17 protein-coding genes are annotated in these 19,919 nt (G+C 71.0%); 9 read left to right on the top strand and 8 right to left on the bottom strand.

What is annotated here, in order from left to right; translation table 11 throughout:
* A partial coding sequence (locus B7L92_RS28680; protein ID WP_081240290.1) for an acyl-CoA dehydrogenase family protein occupies window positions 1-785 on the top strand: 785 nt, incomplete at its 5' end.
* A 236-nt stretch (window positions 786-1,021) separates the two neighbouring features.
* Here the strand turns inward: B7L92_RS28680 and B7L92_RS28675 are convergent.
* From B7L92_RS28675 to B7L92_RS28665, 3 genes are all read right to left on the bottom strand, one after another.
* Window positions 1,022-2,527: an acetyl-CoA acetyltransferase gene (locus tag B7L92_RS28675; protein ID WP_081240288.1), complete on the bottom strand. Its 1,506-nt coding sequence runs from the start codon at window positions 2,525-2,527 to the stop codon at window positions 1,022-1,024.
* Complete coding sequence (locus B7L92_RS28670) at window positions 2,524-3,561, bottom strand: LLM class F420-dependent oxidoreductase (RefSeq protein ID WP_081240287.1); 1,038 nt, start codon at window positions 3,559-3,561, stop codon at window positions 2,524-2,526. The genes B7L92_RS28675 and B7L92_RS28670 overlap by 4 nt, the downstream gene beginning before the upstream one ends.
* A 75-nt stretch (window positions 3,562-3,636) precedes the next feature.
* Complete coding sequence (locus B7L92_RS28665; protein WP_081240286.1) at window positions 3,637-4,449, bottom strand: enoyl-CoA hydratase/isomerase family protein; 813 nt, start codon at window positions 4,447-4,449, stop codon at window positions 3,637-3,639.
* A gap of 503 nt (window positions 4,450-4,952) precedes the next feature.
* Here B7L92_RS28665 and B7L92_RS28660 point away from each other — a divergent pair.
* The 3 genes from B7L92_RS28660 to B7L92_RS40395 all read left to right on the top strand — a co-directional run bounded on the left by B7L92_RS28660 (window position 4,953) and on the right by B7L92_RS40395 (window position 6,840).
* Complete coding sequence (locus B7L92_RS28660) at window positions 4,953-5,390, top strand: Zn-ribbon domain-containing OB-fold protein (protein ID WP_081240285.1); 438 nt, start codon at window positions 4,953-4,955, stop codon at window positions 5,388-5,390.
* Entirely contained in the window at window positions 5,387-6,553 is a 1,167-nt protein-coding gene (locus B7L92_RS28655; RefSeq protein WP_081240284.1) for a thiolase C-terminal domain-containing protein, read from the top strand. The genes B7L92_RS28660 and B7L92_RS28655 overlap by 4 nt, the downstream gene beginning before the upstream one ends.
* Before the next feature lie 185 nt (window positions 6,554-6,738).
* Window positions 6,739-6,840 carry an aldehyde dehydrogenase family protein gene (locus B7L92_RS40395; RefSeq protein WP_438364030.1) on the top strand — a complete coding sequence of 34 codons (102 nt, stop codon included), beginning with the start codon at window positions 6,739-6,741 and terminating at the stop codon, window positions 6,838-6,840.
* A 37-nt stretch (window positions 6,841-6,877) separates the two neighbouring features.
* On the opposite strand, the gene B7L92_RS28650 is transcribed toward B7L92_RS40395, so the two are convergent.
* The 5 genes from B7L92_RS28650 to B7L92_RS28630 form a co-directional block, all read right to left on the bottom strand.
* A complete protein-coding gene (locus B7L92_RS28650) occupies window positions 6,878-7,393 on the bottom strand; it encodes a lipocalin-like domain-containing protein (RefSeq protein WP_081240283.1) in 516 nt (171 codons plus the stop codon).
* 199 nt (window positions 7,394-7,592) lie between these two features.
* Complete coding sequence (locus B7L92_RS28645; RefSeq protein WP_081240282.1) at window positions 7,593-8,933, bottom strand: MFS transporter; 1,341 nt, start codon at window positions 8,931-8,933, stop codon at window positions 7,593-7,595.
* A 959-nt stretch (window positions 8,934-9,892) separates the two neighbouring features.
* Window positions 9,893-10,693 carry an SDR family NAD(P)-dependent oxidoreductase gene (locus B7L92_RS28640; RefSeq protein ID WP_081240281.1) on the bottom strand — a complete coding sequence of 267 codons (801 nt, stop codon included), beginning with the start codon at window positions 10,691-10,693 and terminating at the stop codon, window positions 9,893-9,895.
* 126 nt (window positions 10,694-10,819) lie between these two features.
* The gene (locus B7L92_RS28635) at window positions 10,820-11,983 is read right to left on the bottom strand and encodes an aromatic ring-hydroxylating oxygenase subunit alpha (protein WP_170102253.1); all 1,164 of its coding nucleotides are present in this window, start codon (window positions 11,981-11,983) and stop codon (window positions 10,820-10,822) included.
* Window positions 11,984-12,465: 482 nt separating this feature from the next.
* Window positions 12,466-13,416, bottom strand: coding sequence for a hypothetical protein (locus B7L92_RS28630; protein ID WP_081240279.1), 951 nt, complete (start codon window positions 13,414-13,416; stop codon window positions 12,466-12,468).
* A 538-nt stretch (window positions 13,417-13,954) separates the two neighbouring features.
* Between B7L92_RS28630 and B7L92_RS28625 the strand changes: the two genes are divergently transcribed.
* From B7L92_RS28625 to B7L92_RS28605, 5 genes are all read left to right on the top strand, one after another.
* The gene (locus B7L92_RS28625; RefSeq protein WP_081240278.1) at window positions 13,955-14,629 is read left to right on the top strand and encodes a TetR family transcriptional regulator; all 675 of its coding nucleotides are present in this window, start codon (window positions 13,955-13,957) and stop codon (window positions 14,627-14,629) included.
* A gap of 236 nt (window positions 14,630-14,865) precedes the next feature.
* A complete protein-coding gene (locus tag B7L92_RS28620) occupies window positions 14,866-15,183 on the top strand; it encodes a hypothetical protein (protein ID WP_081240277.1) in 318 nt (105 codons plus the stop codon).
* A gap of 509 nt (window positions 15,184-15,692) precedes the next feature.
* Window positions 15,693-17,216 carry a class I adenylate-forming enzyme family protein gene (locus tag B7L92_RS28615; protein ID WP_081240276.1) on the top strand — a complete coding sequence of 508 codons (1,524 nt, stop codon included), beginning with the start codon at window positions 15,693-15,695 and terminating at the stop codon, window positions 17,214-17,216.
* 23 nt (window positions 17,217-17,239) lie between these two features.
* The gene (locus B7L92_RS28610; RefSeq protein ID WP_081240275.1) at window positions 17,240-17,980 is read left to right on the top strand and encodes an SDR family oxidoreductase; all 741 of its coding nucleotides are present in this window, start codon (window positions 17,240-17,242) and stop codon (window positions 17,978-17,980) included.
* A gap of 288 nt (window positions 17,981-18,268) precedes the next feature.
* On the top strand, window positions 18,269-19,919 hold a 1,651-nt coding region (locus B7L92_RS28605), incomplete at its 3' end, for a molybdopterin-dependent oxidoreductase (RefSeq protein WP_255311190.1).

Here is a 19,919-nt window from a genome sequence, read left to right as displayed (position 1 = left end):
GGGCCATCGCGATGACCGAGCCGGGAACCGGCAGCGACCTGCGGGGCATCAGGACCTCCGGCACCAGGGTCGACGGCGGCTGGCGGGTCAACGGCAGCAAGACCTTCATCACCAACGGCATCCAGTCGGACCTGGTGATCGTCGTGGTGCGCACTGACCCCGCCGGCGGCTCGCAGGGGTTCAGCCTGCTGGTGGTCGAGCGGGGGATGACGGGATTCACCCGCGGCCGCAAACTGGCCAAGATCGGCCTGCACGCCCAGGACACCGCGGAACTGTTCTTCGACGACGTATTCGTCCCGGACACCCACGTCCTGGGCACCGTCGGGGGTGGGTTCGGGCAGCTGGTCTCCCACCTGCCGCTGGAACGCCTGTCGATCGCCGCGCACGCCATCGCGCTCGCCGACGCGGTGCTGGCCGACACCATCGCCTACACCCAGCAGCGCGTCGCCTTCGGACAGCCCATCGCCGACTTCCAGAACACCCGGTTCGAGCTGGCCGAACTGAGCACCGAACTCGACGTCACGCGAGCGTTCGTCGACAGGGCGGTCCTGGCCCACGGCGAGAACGACCTCACCGTGGTCGACGCCGCCAAGGCCAAGTGGTGGGCCACCGAGGTCCAGAACCGGGTCGTCGACCGATGCCTGCAACTGCACGGCGGATACGGCTACATGCTGGAATACCCGGTGGCCCGCGCCTTCCAGGACTCCAGGATCCAGAAGATCTTCGGGGGCACCAACGAGATCATGAAGCAGATCATCGGCCGGGACATCATCGGCCGGAAGTAACCCGCCCGTACCCCGGCCCGCGCCCGCGCCATCGCCCCACCCGGTGACGGCGCGGGCGCCGCGCGTCTCCGGCGGACCTGAGGCACCGGCGGTGCGGGCCTACGGCGTCCCGCACCCAGAAGGACGCACGACACCACCGGCCGACACCAGGCGAACCCCCGGCCGGACACGGGGATCCAGCCCTGTGCCGGCCCCGCGCCCGGCCTGGGGCGAGGGGCAGCCCCCGGCCGGCCCGCTCAGTCCCCGCCGGGGCCCGCACCGTCCTCGAGCCGGGCAGTGCCGTCCAGGGCGACACGCACCGTCGCACCGGCCAGCTCACGCCGTGTCATCTCGACCAGCTCATCGGCCTGGCGGCAGACCGCCAGGGTCCGCCCGCCGTCCGGGGCACGGACACTGAGGAAAGCCCGCTCCGGCCGACCCGCCCGATCATGGACCACCGTCCACGCCTCGAGGGACCCGGTCCCCTCCCACTGCGTCAGTGCCCGGGTCCTGGGCTCGCGGTCCACCTCCGCCTGTACGTTCGGTGCCCGGAAACCGGTGGCCGGCGGCTCCGTCCCGTACACGCCCATCGCGTGCTTGGTGAGATAGCCCCCGTTCGCGGTGACCAGCCCCACCGACCCCGGGGCGGAACGCAACCGGGCCGCCATCGTGGCGATGGAGTGGCTGACGTAGTTGTTCCAGGGACCGCCCGCGAACGTCAGACCACCGGTCACCGTCAGCGGACGCGCCGGATCGTCGATCGCCAGCCCCAGCTCCTCGGCCGCCACCTGCACCGCGGAAGGGAAGCACGAGTAGACGTCGACGAGATCGAGGGCGCCGGCGTCGGTGCCCGCCAGTTCCAGCGCTCGCCGTCCGGCGATGCGGATCGCCGGCGACCGGTGCAGCGCGCCACGCTCGCCCAGCTCGTGGGTGTCGTACGCCTCCGTACCCGCCAGGGGAAACACCCATCGCTCGGACGGCACCCCGTACAGCCGGGCTGCCCGTACCGAGCACAGCAGCAGCGCCGCCCCCTGCTCCACCATGTTGTTGGAGTTCATCAGCTTCGTGTACGGCCACGCGATCCAGCGGTTGGAGTCGGACGGGGTCCGGATCTCCTCCGCCGTGTGCTCACGCCGGATCCAGGCATGCGGGTGGCTGGCGGCGACCCGGCTGAAACCGGCCCACAGCGCCGCGCTGCGCCGTATCTGCTCCGCGACGCTGCGGCCCGCGGCGATGCGGTGGGCCTGCTCGAACAGCGGATACACCCAGGACGGCGGCTCGAGCCCGATGCGTTTCTCGCCCTGCCCCAGGAGCGGGCCCCCGGAGCCGAGGAGCGGAGCCGGGGGAACCGTCTCCTCCTGGACCGTCCACGCGGGCCGCTCACCGTTGGCCCGCAGACGCATCCGGGTCCGCCACGCCTCCGCCCCGCCGATCAGGACCACGTCGGCCCGGCCGGCGGCGATGTCCAGCGCGGCCCGGTTGAGCAGGGCCTGCGGATTGTTGCCGCCGTCGGCGGTGTACCCGGTGTGCCGGGGGGACGCGCCGACCCGTTCGGCGACCAGCGCGCCGGGATCGCGGTAGCGCCAGGAGAGCATGCGCACGACCCGGACCGAGTCCAGAGACTTCAGCAGACCCGAGCCGCCGGAGTCCCGCTCGGCCTCCCGGGCCGCCGCCGCGAACAGGTCGACCGGCTCGAGCGCACCGTCGCGCTGGTCGACCTGCCCCCCGCCGACCAGGACCGGTGTACGGGGATCGAGGCTCATCCGCGCACCGCTTCCAGGATCCGGCCGCGGACCTCGGGCCGGGGCCAGCCGGAGAGGATCATCGTGGTGACACACGTCGGGCGCCACCGGCGCTCGATCTCCTCGCAGATCTTGTCGGCCGGCCCCACCAGCGCCACGTCCTCCACCATCGCCGTCGGGACCGCCTCCACCGCGGCCTCCTTGCGGCCCGCCAGGTACAGGTCCTGGATCTCCGCGCACACCTCGCCCCAGCCCATCCGGGCGAAGACCTCGGTGTGGAAGTTGGCGCCCTTCGCGCCCATGCCGCCCGCGTACAGCGCGATCATCGGTTTGATCTTCCGGGCGGCCACTTCGACGTCGTCGTGCTCGGCGATCGGACAGACGGCGGCGACCTCGAAGCCGTCCGGACCGCGCCGGGCCCCCGGCCGGGCGAAACCCTCCTCCAGGGCCGCCCGGTAGAAACCGTCGCTCTTGGGGGAGAACCACAGCGGGATCCAGCCGTCGGCGATCTCGGCGGCCAGCGCCACGTTCTTGGGTCCCTCGGCCCCGAGCAGAACGGGGATGTCCGCCCGCAGCGGGTGGACCGTCGACCGCAGCGGCTTGCCCAGCCCCGCGCCGCCCGGATGCGGCAGCTGGTAGTGCCGGCCCGCGTACGTCACGGGTTCCCGGCGCTCCCAGACACTGCGCATGATGTCCACGTACTCGCGGGTCCGCTCCAGCGGCCGGGGGTAGGGCTGCCCGTACCAGCCCTCGACGACCTGCGGTCCCGAGGCCCCGAGGCCGAGCATCACCCGGCCGCCGCTGAGGTGGTCCAGAGTGAGCGCGGCCATGGCCGTCGCGGTCGGCGTACGCGCCGAGAGCTGGGCGACCGACGTGCCCAGGCCGATGCGCGACGTCCGCGCCCCCCACCAGGCCAGGGGGGTCAGGGCGTCGGAGCCGTAGGCCTCCGCGGTCCAGAAACTGTCCACCCCCAGCGCCTCGGCCTCGGCCAGCCGCTGCTCGACCTTCGCCGGCGGGCCGGAGCCCCAATAGCCTGCCTGGAATCCGACCTTCACAGCCGTCCCTCCGTCGTGTGCGAGAGCGCCCCGGCCCCGCCGGAACGCTCCATGATGGGTTCCTCCACGCGAGCCTCAGCGGTTGCGGTAGACGGGCGGACGCTTCTCCAGGAACGCGGCGACCGCCTCCTGATGGTCCTTCGTCATCGTGCTGAGGATCTGCGTGCGGTTCTCCAGCTCGACCGCCGACCGGAAACTCGGCGCCTCGAGGTTGGCCCACAGCACGCTCTTGGTCATCCACACACCGAACGGACTGTTCTCCGCGATCGCCGACGCCCGGTCGAGCGCCGCCTCCAGCAGCTCGTCGTCGGGCACCACGGCCGACACCAGACCGATCCGCTCGGCCTCCCGGGCATCGAGGGATCCCCCGGTGAGCAGCAGCTCGGCGGCCCGGGAGAAACCGATCAGACGCGGCAGCAACCAGCTGACCCCGATGTCACCCCCGCCCAGACCGCGCTTGATGAATGAGGCGTGGAAGGCGGCCGACGACGCCATCACCCGGATGTCGCAGAACAACGACAGGGCCATGCCACCGCCGGCGGCGGCCCCGTTGACGGCTCCGATGATCGGCGCACGCACCCGCCGGAAGGCCTCGCCCAGACTGACGATGTGCTCCTGCACCCGCAGTCCGGCCTGGGGGCGCCCCTCACCCTCGACCGCCCCCGGAGCGGCCCCGTAGCCGCGGAAGTCGAAACCCGCGCAGAAGGCCCGGCCGGCCCCGGTGAGCACCACGGCCCGCACCCGCGGGTCGTCCCGGACACCGTCGAGCACGTCGTGGAGACCCTGAATCAGATCGGAGGTCATCGCGTTCAGCTTGTCCGGCCGGTTCAGCCGCACGAGCAGGATGCCCGGACGCGGCTCCTCCGTCTCGATCACTGTGCTGGTCATCAGTGCTCCTTGTTTCGTCACCCATGAGGTCGGCCAGGTGGCCGCGGCCTTCCGCGGCCACCGCGTGACGGCACGGCACGCCGCATCGAATTAACCTAATAGCATAAGATTCATGGGGCAAGAGTTGTGCCGGGAGGGGTGACGTCCACGTGCGCGGTCCAGGGGCCGGACATCGGCCGCCCGACCGGGGCTCGTCATTCCTGACAGTCGCCCTGACAAAGGAGATTCGACGTCGAACCGGCCAACGGACCTCCCTCGCACGCGACAGCGGGCCGCTGGATGGAAGCGGGCGAGGGGAGGGGTGCGGCGCGATGCCTTGCCGACAATAACCAGAAGGCTTTAGTTTTATTTCGGTAGGGGAGAACCACACGAGGCACACGACCGGACTCCAGCTCTCCGCAGACGAGCGGCACGACCACGAAGTCGGCCCGTGCGGCACCCCCACGACATCCCGAAGCACTCCAGGACCCGCTCCACCGCGCGACGGAGGAAGGCCGACACCCATGAGACTCTCCGAGGCACCCACCGCGGGGCCGATCGCACCGGACCCCGACGGCGCGGACCGCCCCTACTGGGACGGCCTGCGCCGGGGCGAGCTGCGCATTCCGTGCTGCGAGAACTGCGACCGCCACGTCTGGACCCCGCAGCGGATCTGCCCCCAGTGCCAGGGCACCGCCTTCGCCTGGCCGGCCGTCGCCGCGACCGCCACCGTGTACTCCTGGACCCGCACCTGGCACCCGTTCCTGCCCGAACTCGCCGACCACGTGCCCTACACGGTGGTCCTCGCCCAACTCGACGAGGTCCCCTCGGTCCGCCTGCTGGGCATGCTCGTCGACGACGAGAGCGCTCTGCGCATCGGGGCCGCCGTCCACGGCGTGATCCAGCCCCCGGGCCCGCTCACCCACGACACCCCGGTCCTGCGCTGGAGGCTCACGGCATGACGTTCGAACTGCGCGGCGCGACAGCCGTCGTCGGCATCGGGGAAACGCCCTACCACAAACGCGGCACGGCACCGCTCGACGAGGACGGCCTGCGTCTGGAGGCCATCGTCGCAGCCTGCCACGACGCCGGCATCGCCCCTGCCGACATCGACGGCTTCTCCTCCTACGGCCACGACGCCGAGGCGACCAGCCTCGTCCCCGCCCTCGGTACCCGCGAACTGCGCTGGGCCTCGCAGGTGTCCGGAGGCGGAGGCGGCGGCCTGGGCGCAGCGCTCGCCCAGGGCGCCGCAGCCCTCGCCCTGGGCCAGGCCCGGTACGTGGTCGTCTACCGCGCCTTGGCCCAGCGGCAGAGCGGCCGGCTGTCCTCGGCGGTCTCCAGCTACTTCTTCGACGAGCACTACCGCGCACACGGTCTGGTCTCACCCGCCCAGGTCTGCGCCCTGCGCACCCAGCGGATGATCGAGCACGACGGCATCCCGGCCGGCGCGCTCCAGGCGTTCGCCCAGGCCTGCTACCTCCACGCCGGCCGCAACCCGCTCGCCGTGGGCCGCGAGGTGGACCTGACTGACGAGATCTACCTGGCCTCACGCATGATCTCCGAACCGCTGCGGCTGTTCGACTCCTCCCGGGAGAACGACGGAGCCGGAGCCGTCCTGCTCACCACCGCCGAGCGTGCCCGGGACCTGCGCCGACCACCGGCCTACATCCTCTCCGCGGCCCAGGGCGCCGGAGCGGACTGGGGCGAACTGCACGAGAACGACAGGGACTACACCTCGGCGGGCTTCGCCCCGCTGGCCCCCCGGCTGTGGAACGACGCGGGCATCCGGCCGGGCGACGTCGACGTCGCCCAGATCTACGAGAACTTCACCGGCCCCGCCGTCGCCGCCATGATCGACCTCGGGCTGGTGACCCGGGAGAACGCCGGCGAGTTCCTGACGGTCGAGAACCTCACCGCGCCGGGCGGCCGGCTTCCGGTCAACACCGGGGGCGGCAACCTCGCCGGCGGATTCGTCCACGGGATCGGACTGGCCGCCGAAGCAGTCCGCCAACTGCGCGGCACCTCGCCCAACCAGGTCCCCGGGGCCAGGATCTCCCTGCTGACCGGCGGCCCCTCCGCCCCCCTGGTCAGCGCCGTCGTCCTCGGGAGCGCGGACACGCTCTGACCCCGGGGGACACGACGGGTGGCGCCACCGGGCGCGGGGAACCGGCGCGCCGACCGCGAACCACCGCGGTCGGCCACGGCACCCCGCGCCCGGCCGCCGCCCCTTCGTGTCACGAGGACCTTCCCCACTCACCTCACCGACGGGAGTGGCCCGGCAATGACGCACGGCACCTACGTGGACGGCGTGTGGACGGCCTCTTCGGCGGCTACAAGCAGTCGGGGCTGGGCCGCGAGGACGGGGCCTACGGTGTCGAGGAGTTCCTGCAGCTCAAGAGCCTCCAGCTGTAACCGGTGGGCACCGGGGACCGGACGGGCCCGGCACGCCTCAACCGCCCGACCTGGCCCACTCCAGACGGTCCGTCAACGTACGGCCGGAACGGGTCCGCCGACCTTCCGTCTCCAGCACCAGACGAGGCCCCGACCACGACACCCTCCGTACCAGGACGGCACCCACGTGCTCGACGTACAGCGACATCTCCACGTGATGGAACACCAGGCCGTCGCACAGTACGAAGCGGCCCGCATAACCGACGAACCCCAACGCGGCCGCCCCGCGCTCCTCGTCGGTGGCGTCGGTGAACGACCGGCCGGACGTCCAGGGGCGTTCGCGCCTCATCAGGAACGCGCAGACCCGTCCGTCACGCTGGTAGACGAGCTGCCCCACAGGGTCGGGCCCCAGGGGGCGGCCGATGACCTCCGCGTCGACCCAGCGGGTGTAGTCGACCAGGGTCCAGGTGCCGTGGAGGCGGCCCGGCGCGTCCTGCTCCTGTGCGCACCCGTCCGCCGGCCCGGACGGTGACGACAGCGCCGGACCGGCGGCCGGGTGCGGCTGATGTGTCATGGCGACCCCGTTCAGTCGGCGGTGCGGACGGGCGCGGCCCGCCCCCGGGTTCTCCCGTACCGGGCCGGTACGGGCCCCCGCGCGTACGCGCGGAGAACGGTCAGGGTGTCCTCCCAGGGGAGGCACCCCGCCCGCACGCCCCCGGCGGCCGGTGCCTGCCGGCCGCCGGGGGCGCGGACACCCGGCCGTGGGGCGGGACTCACGCGGCGGAGGGGACTTCCTGCGGTTCGGCGACCGCGGGTCGGTCGCTCAGACCGGTCCGCGGCACCAGTATCACGAGCAGCGCCGCGGCCACCGCCGCGAAGGCGAAGAAGTAGAACACCCACGAGGTGCCGAGCGACGACCCCATGATCAGACCCACCAGGATCGGCCCGAAGACGGCTCCCAGACGCCCCAGTCCCACCGCCGCACCGAGCGCGGTACCACGGGCGGCCGCGGGGTAGTAGATCCCCACGAACCCGGCGACGGCCGTCTGCGAGGACGAGCAGAACCCGACCACGAGCACCATGGCGAAGACGACCGCCTGCGGCGGGTGCAGCGTCAGGAAGGCCACAGCCAGGGCGCCGCAGACGAACCCGGCCGAGATCACCGGACGCGGACCCCAGCGGTCGGCGAGGCCGGCCAGGACCAGCATGCCGATCGTGCTGCCCAGGTAGAAGGCGACCAGGAACGTCAGCGCGGACCCGAGGTCGTAGCCGGAGGCCCGCAGGAGCTGCGGAATCCAGGTGTTCATGCCGTACCCCAAGAGGAGCCCGCAGAAGCTGATGACCGGGAAGAGCAGCGTCGCGACCCGGAATCCCGGCGCGAACAGCAGCTTCAGGGACGCGGTCCAGCTCGGCTTCACCGTTGCGGGCCCAGCCGCCGGCTCGGCCGGCACCTCCACCCCGTAGCGCTCGGCGAGCCGCCGCGCCTCATCGTGTCGGCCCCGGCTGCTGAGGAAGGCGAGCGACTCGGGAATCCGCCGGTAGACGACCGCGAACAGGACGAGACCGATGACGCCGCCCAGGACGAACAGGGAGGCCCAGCCGGAGGACGGCAGAAGGAAGATCGCGAGGAAGGCGACCAGGCACCCGCCGATGGGGAAGCCCGTCTGGACGACTCCGTTGTAGAACTGCCGCTTGTCCAGCGGCACGTATTCCATGGTCAGGGCGATGACGGTGGGGAGGGCTCCGCCGAAGCCGAAGCCCGCCAGCAGGCGGAGCAGGCCGAAGACCTCCAGGTTCGGGGCGATCGAGCACAGCAGGGTGAACACGCTGAAGCTCGCGACGCAGGCGAGCACCGTCGGCCGCCGGCCGATGATGTCGGCGACATAACCGGACAGCAGCGCCCCCAGCATCATCCCGATCAGGGAAAGGCTGCCGATGACCCCCGCCGACGCAAGGGTGATTCCCCACTGTTCGGACTGCAGCAGGGTCGGCAGCACGGCGCCGTACATGCCGCTGTCCAACCCGTCGATGAGCGTGATCGCCAGACAGGCGAAGACCACCGACCGGGCACCCGTCGAAGTTCTCGGACGCGCTGCCGAGCTGGGTCGAGCCAAGGGAAACTCCTTGTCGTGGAGCAGACGTCCGTCCGGCCCGGTGGGCCGGAGAGACGGTCTGAGAAGTGGATGTCCCTCCCACCGGGCACCCGGCCCGCGGGAGAGCACCGTGCGGGCCCGAAAGGGCCCGCGACATCAGGCCGGGGCCGCGCACCGGTGGGCGCCGGGGCGACGCCCACCGGTGGGGCCGACCGCCGTGTTCCCGCCGCCGGACGGGGACCGCCGACCAGTCCCGGGGGCACCAGCCACCGGAACGAAGAGACAAGACAGACCGACGAGCACCTTCGATCCTCCTGTCGGACGTGCCGAACCGCGCCGGCCACCGGAAGAACCGCAGTGCCGCACGGGGGACACACGTCGTACGCCGGGCGGCGGGAGAGGGGAGTGGGCGAACTCAACGATGCCGACGCCGCCTTCGATCGGAGGCGGCGGCCAGGAATGATCTGGTAAGACGCTGGCTATTTAACTTATGGCCGTAGTTTATGGTCAAGGGTCAGGCAGGAAGAACTTTCCGACCCGCGTGCCCACGCACCCATCGGCCGAAGGGCCGCTCCGAGCGCGGTACTCCCGGCCCCCGTCCGGCGCGGCACCAGGTCGCCGGTCTGCGCCGCAGCGGTCGGCAGACCGGGCGGGCGCTGTGAACCGCCTGGCCAAGTAAGGAGATGAGAGGTAAGGGGAGAAGGGCGCGGGCGGCATCCCGGGGCGGGGAGGGGCGCAGGACCCTGCACGGGGCAGTGGCACCGTCCGAGCCCCGATCGCCCGCCGCCGGAGTGCCCAGCCCGTGGGGGCCCGGCGGCCGCGGTTCCATGCCACGCCCCGAAGAAATCTACGACCTTAAGGCCGCTAATGGCCTTTCGGGCAGAGCGGAGAGCGAACGCCGGCCCGGCGGGGCCCCGTTTTCTCGAAGACCGGGGCCCCGCCGGGCCGGCGCGCCGACGTTCGGGCGTGTGAGTGGATGTTCAGTGTCCGGACATTCCCCCGTCCACGGCGAGGGTCGTGCCGGTGATGTAGCTCGAGGCCCGGCTGGCCAGGAACACGATCGCCGCGTCGAGTTCCCGCTGGGTGCCCGTGCGGGCCAGCGGGCTGGTCGCCCGCAGGAAGCCCTCGAGGGTCTCCGCGGGCATCTCCGCGATCATCTCCGTGGCGACGAAACCAGGCGCCACGGCGTTGACCCGGATCCCGCGGCGTCCCGACCACTGTTGTGACAGGTCCCTGGTCAGACCGATGAGGCCGGCCTTGCTCGCGGCATACGCGGCCTGCGGCAGCACGGACTTGATCAGGCCGAGCACGCTGGCGACGTTGACGATGCTGGACCCGGGACCCATGACCCGCGCGCACGCCTGCGCCATCCAGTACGCGCCCATCAGGTTCACGTCGAGGACCTGGCGGAACTCCTCCGGGCGTTCGCGCAGCGCGGGCACCGCGGAGGAGACGCCGGCGTTGTTGATCAGGACGTCGACGTGCCGGAAGCGTTCGACGGCCGCCGCGACGGCCGCCTCGCACTGCTCCGGATCGGTGACGTCGGTGGTGACGACGAGACTCTCGCGGCCGATGGCGGCGATCTGCTCGGCCGTCTCCTGGAGCCGGTCCGCCCGTCGGGCCGTCAGGACCACGTTCGCCCCGGCTTCGGCCAGCGCGAGGGCGAAGCCTGCTCCCAGGCCCGAGCTGGCGCCGGTGACGAGCGCGGTCGCTCCGTCCAGCCGGAACAGATCCAGTACCCCGTCGCCGGGAAGCGGGCGGTTCGTCGTGGTCGTACCCATGTGCCGTCCTTGCCTCTTCTGGTGCCTTCGGCCGTGCGGCACCGTGCGCCGCACGGCCGGAGGCATCGGTTGGTCCGCGACCCGGAGAAGTGAGATGACCGTGCCGGTCAGGCCCGGCACGCGGGGTCAGTCCGTGCCGTCGGCCGCGAGCAGTCGCTGGGTCTCCCGGTGGAAGACCTGGTTCGCGACCTCGTTGCGGCCGAAGATCATGGGCCCGGCGTCCTGGCTGGACAGCGCCGTCTGGGAGCCGCGCAGCAGCGGGAAGTCCTCCGCGTGCAGGACGTCCAGCAGGATCTGCCAGTTCCTCTCCCAGCGCTTGTTCCAGGTGGCCTCGTCGTAGGAGGTCTCCTCCAGACGCGGCACGATCACTCGCATCTCCATCCGGCACTTGCCCGGATCGACCGGGTCGGGACGGAAGGTGAGCAGCTCGAAGTGGTTGTCGGGCAACCGCAGCAGGGTGCTGTTCGGCAGTAGCAGGTGCGACTCGGTCACGTGCTTGGCGAGGCTCTGGTCCCCCGGGTCCTCGTCGATCCACCGGTCGATCGTCTTGCGGGGCGCGAGCCAACGGCAGTGCCGCCCGTAGTCCTCGAACGCGTACACGTTCGTGTGGACGATCTTCCCGGCGGTGTTCGGGTGGGCGTACTGGATGTGGTAACCGTCCAGGAACGCGTCCTGCATCAGCTTCCAGTTGCACGGCTCGTCGAAGCCCTCGGCGCGGAAGGAGACCAGATCGCCGAGCTTGTAGCCCCGCAGGACCGCGTCCATCTCCGGGCCCAACCAGGCGGCGACGTCGATCTCGGCGCCGACTGCGTCGATCACCCAGATGAACCCGTGCCTTTCCTCGGCGGGGAGTTCGAGCAGCCCGTACTGCGAACGGTCGATGTCCCCGAAGGTGTTGTCACGTGTGATCGTGCGCAGGGTGCCGTCGGTGTCGTAGGACCACCGGTGGTAGCCGCAGGAGAACAGCCGGCACTTGCCCGACGGCTGTTCCTCCAGCAGGGCGCCCCGGTGTCGGCACTGGTTGACGAACGCCTTGACTCCGCCGTCCGCCTGCCGCACCACGATGGCCTTGTTGCGCGGCAACTGCAGGGTGATGAAGTCGTTGGGCTCGGGGATCTCCGAGCTGTGCGCGACGATCGACGGGACCCGTCCGAAGATCAGCTCTCGTTCCCGGGCCGCGAGGTCGGCGTCGGTGAACTCCGTCGGGCTGAAGGAGACCGTCCCCTCGAACTGGTCGGTCGTGTTGTTCCGCAGGTGTTCGAGCAGGCGACGAATTCGTTCTTCGCGCATTGCATCAAGTTCCGGCACGTCGTCCTCCTGTACTGTCCGCATTCACTTGCGCCGCTGCGGTCGCTCGGCCCCAGAGGCAGGTGCGGTCTCGCGACGCGGGATGCGAGACGCACGGCATCGCGGCCCTTTCTTCTCCGGTCCCGCCGACGAACCGCGGGAGCGGGAGCGAGAGGGGCGCTGGATGTCCTACGCGCGGGGCACGTCCCCCACTCGTCGGCGACCCTGGGGCGATGACCCGCTCCAGGGCGTCACTCGTGTGAGCGGAAAAGCTCGCTTAACCTTATGCCTTTAGGTTTCTCGGGTCAAGCGAACGACCGCTACCCCTTGGGTTTCTGGCGTTCATCAGCTGGCTAAAGACAATAGGTAAAGGCCCGGGAGTCGGGGCCGCCCCAGATCATCCCCGGCTCCCGGGCCCGGCCCGCGGACCGGCGGACACGGCAGGCCTTCCTCCCTCGAGAGGAGAGGGGCCTGCCGTTGCCTCGTCAGCCCGCAGCCGGCCGTCCGCCGACCGGCACCCTGAAGCACACATCGGTCTGGTCGTGGTGGAAACCCAGGACGCGGCAGACCCGCACCAGCTGCTCGTTCAGCGGATCGACCGACATCTCCACCTCGCGCACTCCCGCGTCGGCCAGCCGCTCCAGCGCCGACGCGAGCAGCGCACGCTCCACCTCGTGTCCCCCGGCGGCGGGTCCGGCCGCCAGTGCGCGCACCGAGCCCAGTCCGGACTGCCCCTCGCCGCCCAGGGGTCGCGCCGAGAACGCCACGAACCCCAGGACCTCCTCCGCCGGCCCGTCCACCGCGACCAGCACCTCCTGCGAGGACACATCCGCTCGCGCGGCCCCTCCCGCGGTGCGCATGATCGCCTCGACCGCGGCCTCGTCCTGGCCCGGCCGCAACCGCCGGAGGCGGACCCCGTTGGGCGGCGCGACCTCGGGCACGCTGTTCGCCCTGCGCAGCGGCCGGATGATCCGCCACAGCAGTGCCTCCGGGGTGGCGCCGAAGCGTCGCGCCATCCGCTCGGCGGCGGGGTGGGACCCGTGGGCCCAGGCTCGCAGCGACCTGGTGCCGTCGCCGGCCCAGTCCGCCGCCCCGGCGCCCGCCAGGCCCAGCCGCTCGAACAGCAGGGTCGCGATCCCGAGCGACCTGAACGCGGGACGCACCACGAACTCGGCCCGGCCGACACCCTCGGATCCCGTCATGACCCGCAGGAAGGCGACGACGGTTTCCTCCTTGCCCACTCCGGCCGGACCCACCTCCTGCGACATCCGGACGATGAGCTCCGACGGGCGCCCGGCTTCGTCCCCGTCGAGAGCGGACGGCACGGGGGGCACGGCTGAGAACCCCTGCTCGGCGTCGAAATCCGCCGCTTCCCGCAAAAGGCTGACGACCTCCGGATCAGTGCCGAAGGAGGTGCCCCACTCATACGTGATCACGGATCATCCTCGGTTGTCGGGTCGTCGCCGAGGCGCTCCTCCCTCCCCGGCGGCCCGCGACGGTGCACCGGAGCCGGGGGGATCCCGGGAGGGTGCACGCATCGCCCGTGCACCCGGCCCCGCGTGACGCGGCACGTGCGGTGGGGGCGCGCCGCACGCGGCCCCGGCGCTGCAGGGAGGTTCACGGTGCCGGAAGGGGCCTCCATGGCAACGACAACGTCAGCAGCTCATTACCTCCAAGCTATAGGTATAAGAGAGTGCTCACAAGCCCGATGCGTAGGGATGGATCCTGCATGAGCCATGGAGTTGACCCCATCAAGGGGCCGAAAGGTGTCTCGATGAACCTAAAGGTTGATGATTAGTTCGAGGGGAGGCAGCCCCCTGGATCGGACAGAACGCAGGCCCGCACGCACGGCCCTCGGGATCCCGCCCGCAGCACACCCGGGCCCGCCGTCCCACCCGCCTCCTGGGCCCGACGCCGCTCGCCGGCCCGGACGCCGCGGTCCCACCCACGCGGCGAGTGCGGGATACTTCGGCCATGCCCCGACCACTCCAGCCACTGCTCAGCCGCGAAGCGATCATCGCCGCCACCCTGAAGATCATCGACGTGGAAGGGATCGAGGCGTTCAGCATGCCTCGCCTGGCGAAGGTGATGGGAGTCCGAGCGCCGTCGCTGTACCACCACTTCAAGAACAAGCCGGAACTCATGACGGAAGTGGCCCGGGTGATCGTGCTGGACACGCGCTTCCCGCGCCGTCCCGCCGATGAGAACTGGCCGGACTTCTTCGTCGCTCTGAGCCTGAATTTCCGGCGCTCGATCCTCCGTCACCGCAATGCTGCTCCGATCCTCCTGGAGTACCTGCCACGCGACGTCCTCATCACCATGTACGAAAGGGTGGCCCGCTTCCTCGACAAGGCGGGCGTGCCCCCACACCTGCACGTGCTCATCCTCGACGGGATGGAGAAACTGAGCCTGGGAGCCAGCCTCAGTGAAGCCATGAAGACCCCGGAGAGCCAGGCGCAGATCTTCCCCAACGTCAATTCCCAGGAGGAACCAACTCTCGCCGCGGCCCTCGCCGCCAACGAATGGAGCGCCGAGCAGATCTTCGCCCAGACGATCCGCAGCTTCCTGGCGGGCGTCATGCAGCTGGACGCGCAGCAGCGCCAGGAGGCGGAGTCCTCCACGCCACGGAGCGTGGGCCGGAAGGCCTGACCCCGGCCGCCGTGCCCTCTTCCCGTCCCGGGCCGGAGGCGCCGCCGCGCCTCCGGCCCGGGGCCGTTACGCGGTACGGGCGCCGGACCGCGCGTCCCAGGAAGGACTCCGGGTGTGAACCCTTGCCCCTTGTTATCTAAGGCCTTTAGGCTGAAGGTGAGTTCGCGCCGTGAGTGCCGGCTCGGGTCCGCAGGGGCGTGACAGCCCGACGGTTACCGATGGGGAGGCATGTCCAGATGTCCACGGAGTCCCAGGAGTTTCACGAGCTGTACAGGCGGCACGTCCAGTACGTCCTCGACGGCGATGTCAGGGCGTCTCTCGCGGACATGGTGCAGAAGAACATCCCCCAGGTTTTTCACGGGGTGACCGTCCCGCGTGGAAAGGTCGACTCCCTCCGGATCGTCGACATCCGGCCCGAAGGTGACAGGTGGGTGGGGGAGACGGTGTACGACACCCCCCAGGGGCGCATCGGGTTGCGGTCCATCTGGGAGCTGCACGAAGGCTCCTGGAAGGCCGCCGCGCTGGAAAACTTCCCCCCGGGGGAGGAGGGCTGACCTCCGGGCCCGCCCCCCGGCGCCGGCTCACTCGCCGCCGACGGTCGCACCGGTAGCGGCACTCGCACCGGGCCTGGAACACGTCCCGCAAAAACCTTGTCTGGGATACCTGAAGCCCTTAGATTAATCGTCCACGGTCGCGCGAACGGATCCCGTCATCCGGGGCTCGCGGGCCAGGTGCGTCGAGAAGTGTGGCAGCCCGGCCGGCCGCAGAACCCGGTCGCCCCGGTGCACGCCACACGAGGTAGGCCGGCCCGGCGGGGCGACCGACGCGCGCGGTCCCGCCCCCGGCCCTGGTGCCGTCGAACGGAACGCGCAGCTGGGCAGCGGCGGGCCCGCTCCTTCCCGGTGAGGAAACGATTCAGCTGTCACCACGACGTGTGACGCCCTTCATCAGAATTCTTCCGGCATGAGCTCGGGTGTATCTGCTGGTGCGCCGTGAGAGGACGACTCGTGCTGCGACCCGAAGTGCTGGAAGAGATCGCGGACAGAGCGCAGGAGGAACAGACGTGAGCGGGACCCTCGTGAGCACCCTGACCTGGTGGGCTCGGAACATTCCTGACCAGCCGGCCATTGACCTCGATGGCGACGTGGTCACCTACCGGCAGTTGGAAACGTGGGCGGACGGCGTGGCCGCCGACCTCAGCGGAGCGGGAGTGCGCCACGGAGACCGGGTGTCCCTCGTGGGCCAGAACTCCCTGGAATGGTGCGTCGCCGCGCTCGGCGCGATGAAACTCGGCGCCATCGTCGCACCGTTCAACCACCGGATGGTGGCGCGCGAGCTCACCGGCCTGCTGGAGGACTGCGAGCCGACCGTCGTCTACTGCGACGACGCGCTGCGCGACCGGCTCGACGAGGCGCGCCATGGCCTGCCGTCCGTCGGGGTCAAGTCCCTGCAGGGCGACGTCCGGCCGCTGCGGGAGGGGCAGCACGCGCCGGTCACCACCCCTGTGATGGAGGTGTCCGAACCCGCCGCCATCGTCTACACCAGCGGCACCACCGGAAGACCGAAAGGCGTGATCTTCACACACGCCAGCATCGCCGGGGAGATGCACGAGTGGTCGCTCATGGAGCCGGTCCAGCCCAACGGTCTGCGACCGCTGCTCGTGCTGCCGCTGTTCACCGCGGCGGGCATCATCTGGGGACTCGCCCGGGTGATCATCCACGGCGGCACCCTGCTGCTGCAGACTCGTTTCGACCCGCCGAAGGCCCTGCGTATCCTGGCCGACCAGAAGGTCACCACATTCACCGGCCCGCCGATCCTCTTCGAACAGATCGCGGCCGAACCGGGATTCGACCGGGCCGACCTCAGCAGCCTGACGACCGCCCACGTCGGCGGGGCCCGGGTCCCCGTGGACCTGCTGACCTCCTGGCAGCGCAAGGGCGTCTCGCTGCGCCAGATCTACGGCCAGACCGAGATCGGCGGGTCAGCCACCGTGATGCCCCGTCACGAAGCCATGGAGCAGCCGGAGAAGTGCGGCTGGGGAGGCGCGTTCACCAAGATCAGGGTCGTCGACACCGAGGGCAACGACTGCCCGGCGGGCAAGCCCGGACAGATCCTGCTGCGAGGGCCGGGAATGATGCCCGGCTACTGGCGCAACGAGGAGGCCACCCGCGCGGCGATCGTGGACGGCTGGCTGCACACGGGCGACATGGGAATCCTCGACGAGCACGGTTACCTGACCTTCGTCGACCGCATGAAGGACATGATCATCTCGGGTGGACTGAACATCTCACCGACCGAGATCGAGAATGTCCTGCAGGAGATGCCCGGCGTCGAGGAGGTGGCCGTCATCGCGGTCGAGGACGCCAAATTCGGCGAGACACCGGCCGCCCTGCTCAGGACCAGTACCCCGGTCGAGCCCGCCGATGTGGTGGCGTACTGCAACGAACGGCTGGCCGACTACAAGGTCCCGCGGTACGTCGTGTTCCTCGACTCGGCCCTGCCCCGCATGGCCAGCGGCAAGATCGCCAAGCGTGAACTCAAGGCGACCTACGCCACTCTGCCCCAGACGCACACCAAGGTGCGCTGACCACACCACGGAGGCCGTCCCTGATGGAGCGTGCGAAAGTCGCGGTGGTGACCGGCGGCGGGCGGGGCATCGGAGCCGCGGTGTCCCGTCGGCTGGCCGCCGACGGCTTCGCGGTCGCGGTCAACTACTCGCGCAGCGACCGCGAGGCGAAAGCACTGGCCGACCGGATCACAACCGGCGGAGGCCGGGCGGTGGCGATCCGGGCGGACGTGTCCGACGCGCGTGAGGCGACCGCCCTCATCGAACAGACCACCGAACGGCTCGGCGCTCCCACCGTGCTCGTCAACAACGCGGGGGTGAACGCCACCGGTTCGGCGAGGTCGCAGCCCCCCGCGCAGTGGGACCGGGTCGTCGGTGTCAACCTCAGCGGTGCCTACTACTGCACGCACGCGGCACTACCCGGGATGTACGAGGCGGGCTGGGGGAGGGTCGTCTTCTTCGGCAGCCCGAGCGGAGGCCGCGCGCTGACCCCCACCATGAGCGCCTACGCGGCCGCGAAGGCGGGACTGGTCGCCATGGCCGGCGTCATGGCCAAGGAAGTGGCCCGGCGTGGGATCACCGTGAACACGGTGGTCCCCGGCTTCGTCGAGACGGACATGGTGCGCTCCGCCGGCGAGCGCGCGGTGGAGAACCTCCACGCCGGCTGGCCGCGGGTGCCCGCCGACGCGGTGGCATCGGTCGTGTCGTTCCTGGCGGGTGACGAGGCCGCCCACGTGTCCGGCGAGGAGATCGGTGTGTGGCTGGGCGGGCCGGTCTCCCTCTGAGCGCCCGTCTCCCGGTGCGCTGGGGAGGCCGCCGACGACACCTCCGCCGGGGCCCCGCACCACGAGGGGTCGGCGGCCCGCAGCCGAGTGGGGTTCCGCCCCGCGGCCTGCACCGCGGGTACGACAGCACCCTCCGGCGCCGCCGTGCCGGAGCGAGCCGTGTGGCGCCGGACGCCCGCGGAGGAAAGGACCGTTGGTGACAAGTTCACTGACAAGGCATGGGCCGGCCGAGGTCGGCGGCCCGGTCCGGTACGGGCGCCTGTGCGCGCCACGAGGGAGGCCCCTGTGGTGAGGAAGACGTCGTACTGTCGCCTGTGCCCCGCCTGCTGCGGGGTCGGTGTCGAGATCGACGGCGAGCGTGTCCTGCGTGTCCTGGGGGACCGGGAGCACCCGCTCTCCCAGGGATTCACCTGCCCCAAGGGGCGACGGGCCGGCGAGCTCATGCAGGGGCCGGGCCGACTGACCGCCTCCCAGCGGCGCACACCCACGGGCGGCCACGAACCGGTCGACGCGGCACGGGCGATCGCGGAGGTGGCCGAACGGCTCAACCGGATCGTCCGGGAGCACGGCCCGGACGCGGTGGGCCTCTTCATGGGCACCCAGCACAACTTCGCCACGCTCACTCCCTTCATGGCACGGGCGTGGTTCCGCGGCCTGGGCTCACGCAAGCTCTTCTCCACCATGACCATCGACCAGTCGGCGAAGTGGTTGGTGGCCGCCCGCATGGGCCAGTACACCGGTGGGCCTCAGTCGTTCGGCGACGCCGATGTGTGGCTGCTGGCGGGCACCAACCCCCTGGTCTCCGTCAACGGAGGCGACGGGGACGGCGCCCTGGTCACCAGTCCGTCCGCGAACCTGAAGGCCGCCCGGGACCGGGGGCTGCGGCTGATCGTGGTAGACCCCCGCCGTACGGAGACCGCGGCACGGGCCGATATCCACCTGCAGCCCAGACCCGGACACGACGCACTGCTGTTCGCCGGCATGCTGCACGTCATCCTGCGGGAAGAACTCCACGACCGTGACTTCTGCGCCCGGTACGTGGACGGCCTGCCCGAACTGCGGGCGGCCGTGGCGAAAGTCACCCCCGACCTGGTCGCCCGCACCTGCGACGTGCCCGCCGACGACCTGATCAGGGCGGCCCGGCTGTTCGCCGGGGCGGGTCGGGGCATGGCGACCACCGGAACGGGCGTCTGCATGGGGCCCCACTCCAACGTCGCCGAACACCTGGCGGCCTGCCTGAACGTCGTCTGCGGGCGTTTCCTGCGGGAGGGCGAACCGGCACGGGGACGCGGCGTGCTCATGGGCGACCGGACGGCCCGGGCGGAGGTGCTCCCCGCGGACCGCGACTGGGAGAACGGATTCCGCAGCCGCGTGGGCGGTCACGGACTGATCCGCGGCGAGCTGCCCTCGGCGCTCCTGCCCGACGAGATCCTGCGGCCCGGACCCGACCGGATCAGGGCCCTGGTGGTCTCGGGAGGCAACCCCGTGCTCGCACTGCCGGACCAGGACACGGCACAGCGCGCGCTGAACCACCTGGAACTGCTGGTGTCGATCGACACCAGGATGTCGCAGACCGCGCAGCTCGCCGACTACGTGATCGCGCCCACGATGCTGTACGAACGCGCCGACCACACCGCGCTGATGGAGACCTTCTTCCCGCAGCCGTTCGCCCAGTACACACCTGCGCTGGTGCCCCCGCCGCAAGGGGTCATCGAGGACTGGCAGTTCTTCTTCCGGCTGGCGTCCGCCATGGGGCAGAAGCTGCGCTTCGCGGGAAGGGACCTGGACACTTCGCGGCTGCCCACATCGGAGGAACTGCTTGACATGGTCGCCGAACGCGGCCGGATCCCCCTGAACGACGTCCGTCAGGAGCGGCACGGCCTGCTCGTCGGCCACCCCGCCACCACGGTCGCCGCGCCCCGCCCGGACCGGGCGGGCC

Origin of the sequence: Streptomyces viridosporus (assembly GCF_002078235.1) — a bacterium.
GTDB lineage: Bacteria > Actinomycetota > Actinomycetes > Streptomycetales > Streptomycetaceae > Streptomyces > Streptomyces viridosporus.
The sequence above is the reverse complement of the archived record's forward strand: the minus strand, read 5'-3'. Positions and strand labels throughout refer to the sequence as shown.

What these genes read in the sequence shown, in the direction of transcription:
- B7L92_RS28675 (WP_081240288.1), bottom strand. Translation starts at nt 2,527, where the DNA reads ATGAGCCTCGATCCCCGTACACCGGTCCTGGTCGGCGGGGGGCAGGTC.
- B7L92_RS28665 (WP_081240286.1), bottom strand. Translation starts at nt 4,449, where the DNA reads ATGACCAGCACAGTGATCGAGACGGAGGAGCCGCGTCCGGGCATCCTG.
- B7L92_RS28660 (WP_081240285.1), top strand. Translation starts at nt 4,953, where the DNA reads ATGAGACTCTCCGAGGCACCCACCGCGGGGCCGATCGCACCGGACCCC.
- B7L92_RS28655 (WP_081240284.1), top strand. Translation starts at nt 5,387, where the DNA reads ATGACGTTCGAACTGCGCGGCGCGACAGCCGTCGTCGGCATCGGGGAA.
- B7L92_RS28650 (WP_081240283.1), bottom strand. Translation starts at nt 7,393, where the DNA reads ATGACACATCAGCCGCACCCGGCCGCCGGTCCGGCGCTGTCGTCACCG.
- B7L92_RS28640 (WP_081240281.1), bottom strand. Translation starts at nt 10,693, where the DNA reads ATGGGTACGACCACGACGAACCGCCCGCTTCCCGGCGACGGGGTACTG.
- B7L92_RS28635 (WP_170102253.1), bottom strand. Translation starts at nt 11,983, where the DNA reads ATGCGCGAAGAACGAATTCGTCGCCTGCTCGAACACCTGCGGAACAAC.
- B7L92_RS28625 (WP_081240278.1), top strand. Translation starts at nt 13,955, where the DNA reads ATGCCCCGACCACTCCAGCCACTGCTCAGCCGCGAAGCGATCATCGCC.
- B7L92_RS28620 (WP_081240277.1), top strand. Translation starts at nt 14,866, where the DNA reads ATGTCCACGGAGTCCCAGGAGTTTCACGAGCTGTACAGGCGGCACGTC.
- B7L92_RS28610 (WP_081240275.1), top strand. Translation starts at nt 17,240, where the DNA reads ATGGAGCGTGCGAAAGTCGCGGTGGTGACCGGCGGCGGGCGGGGCATC.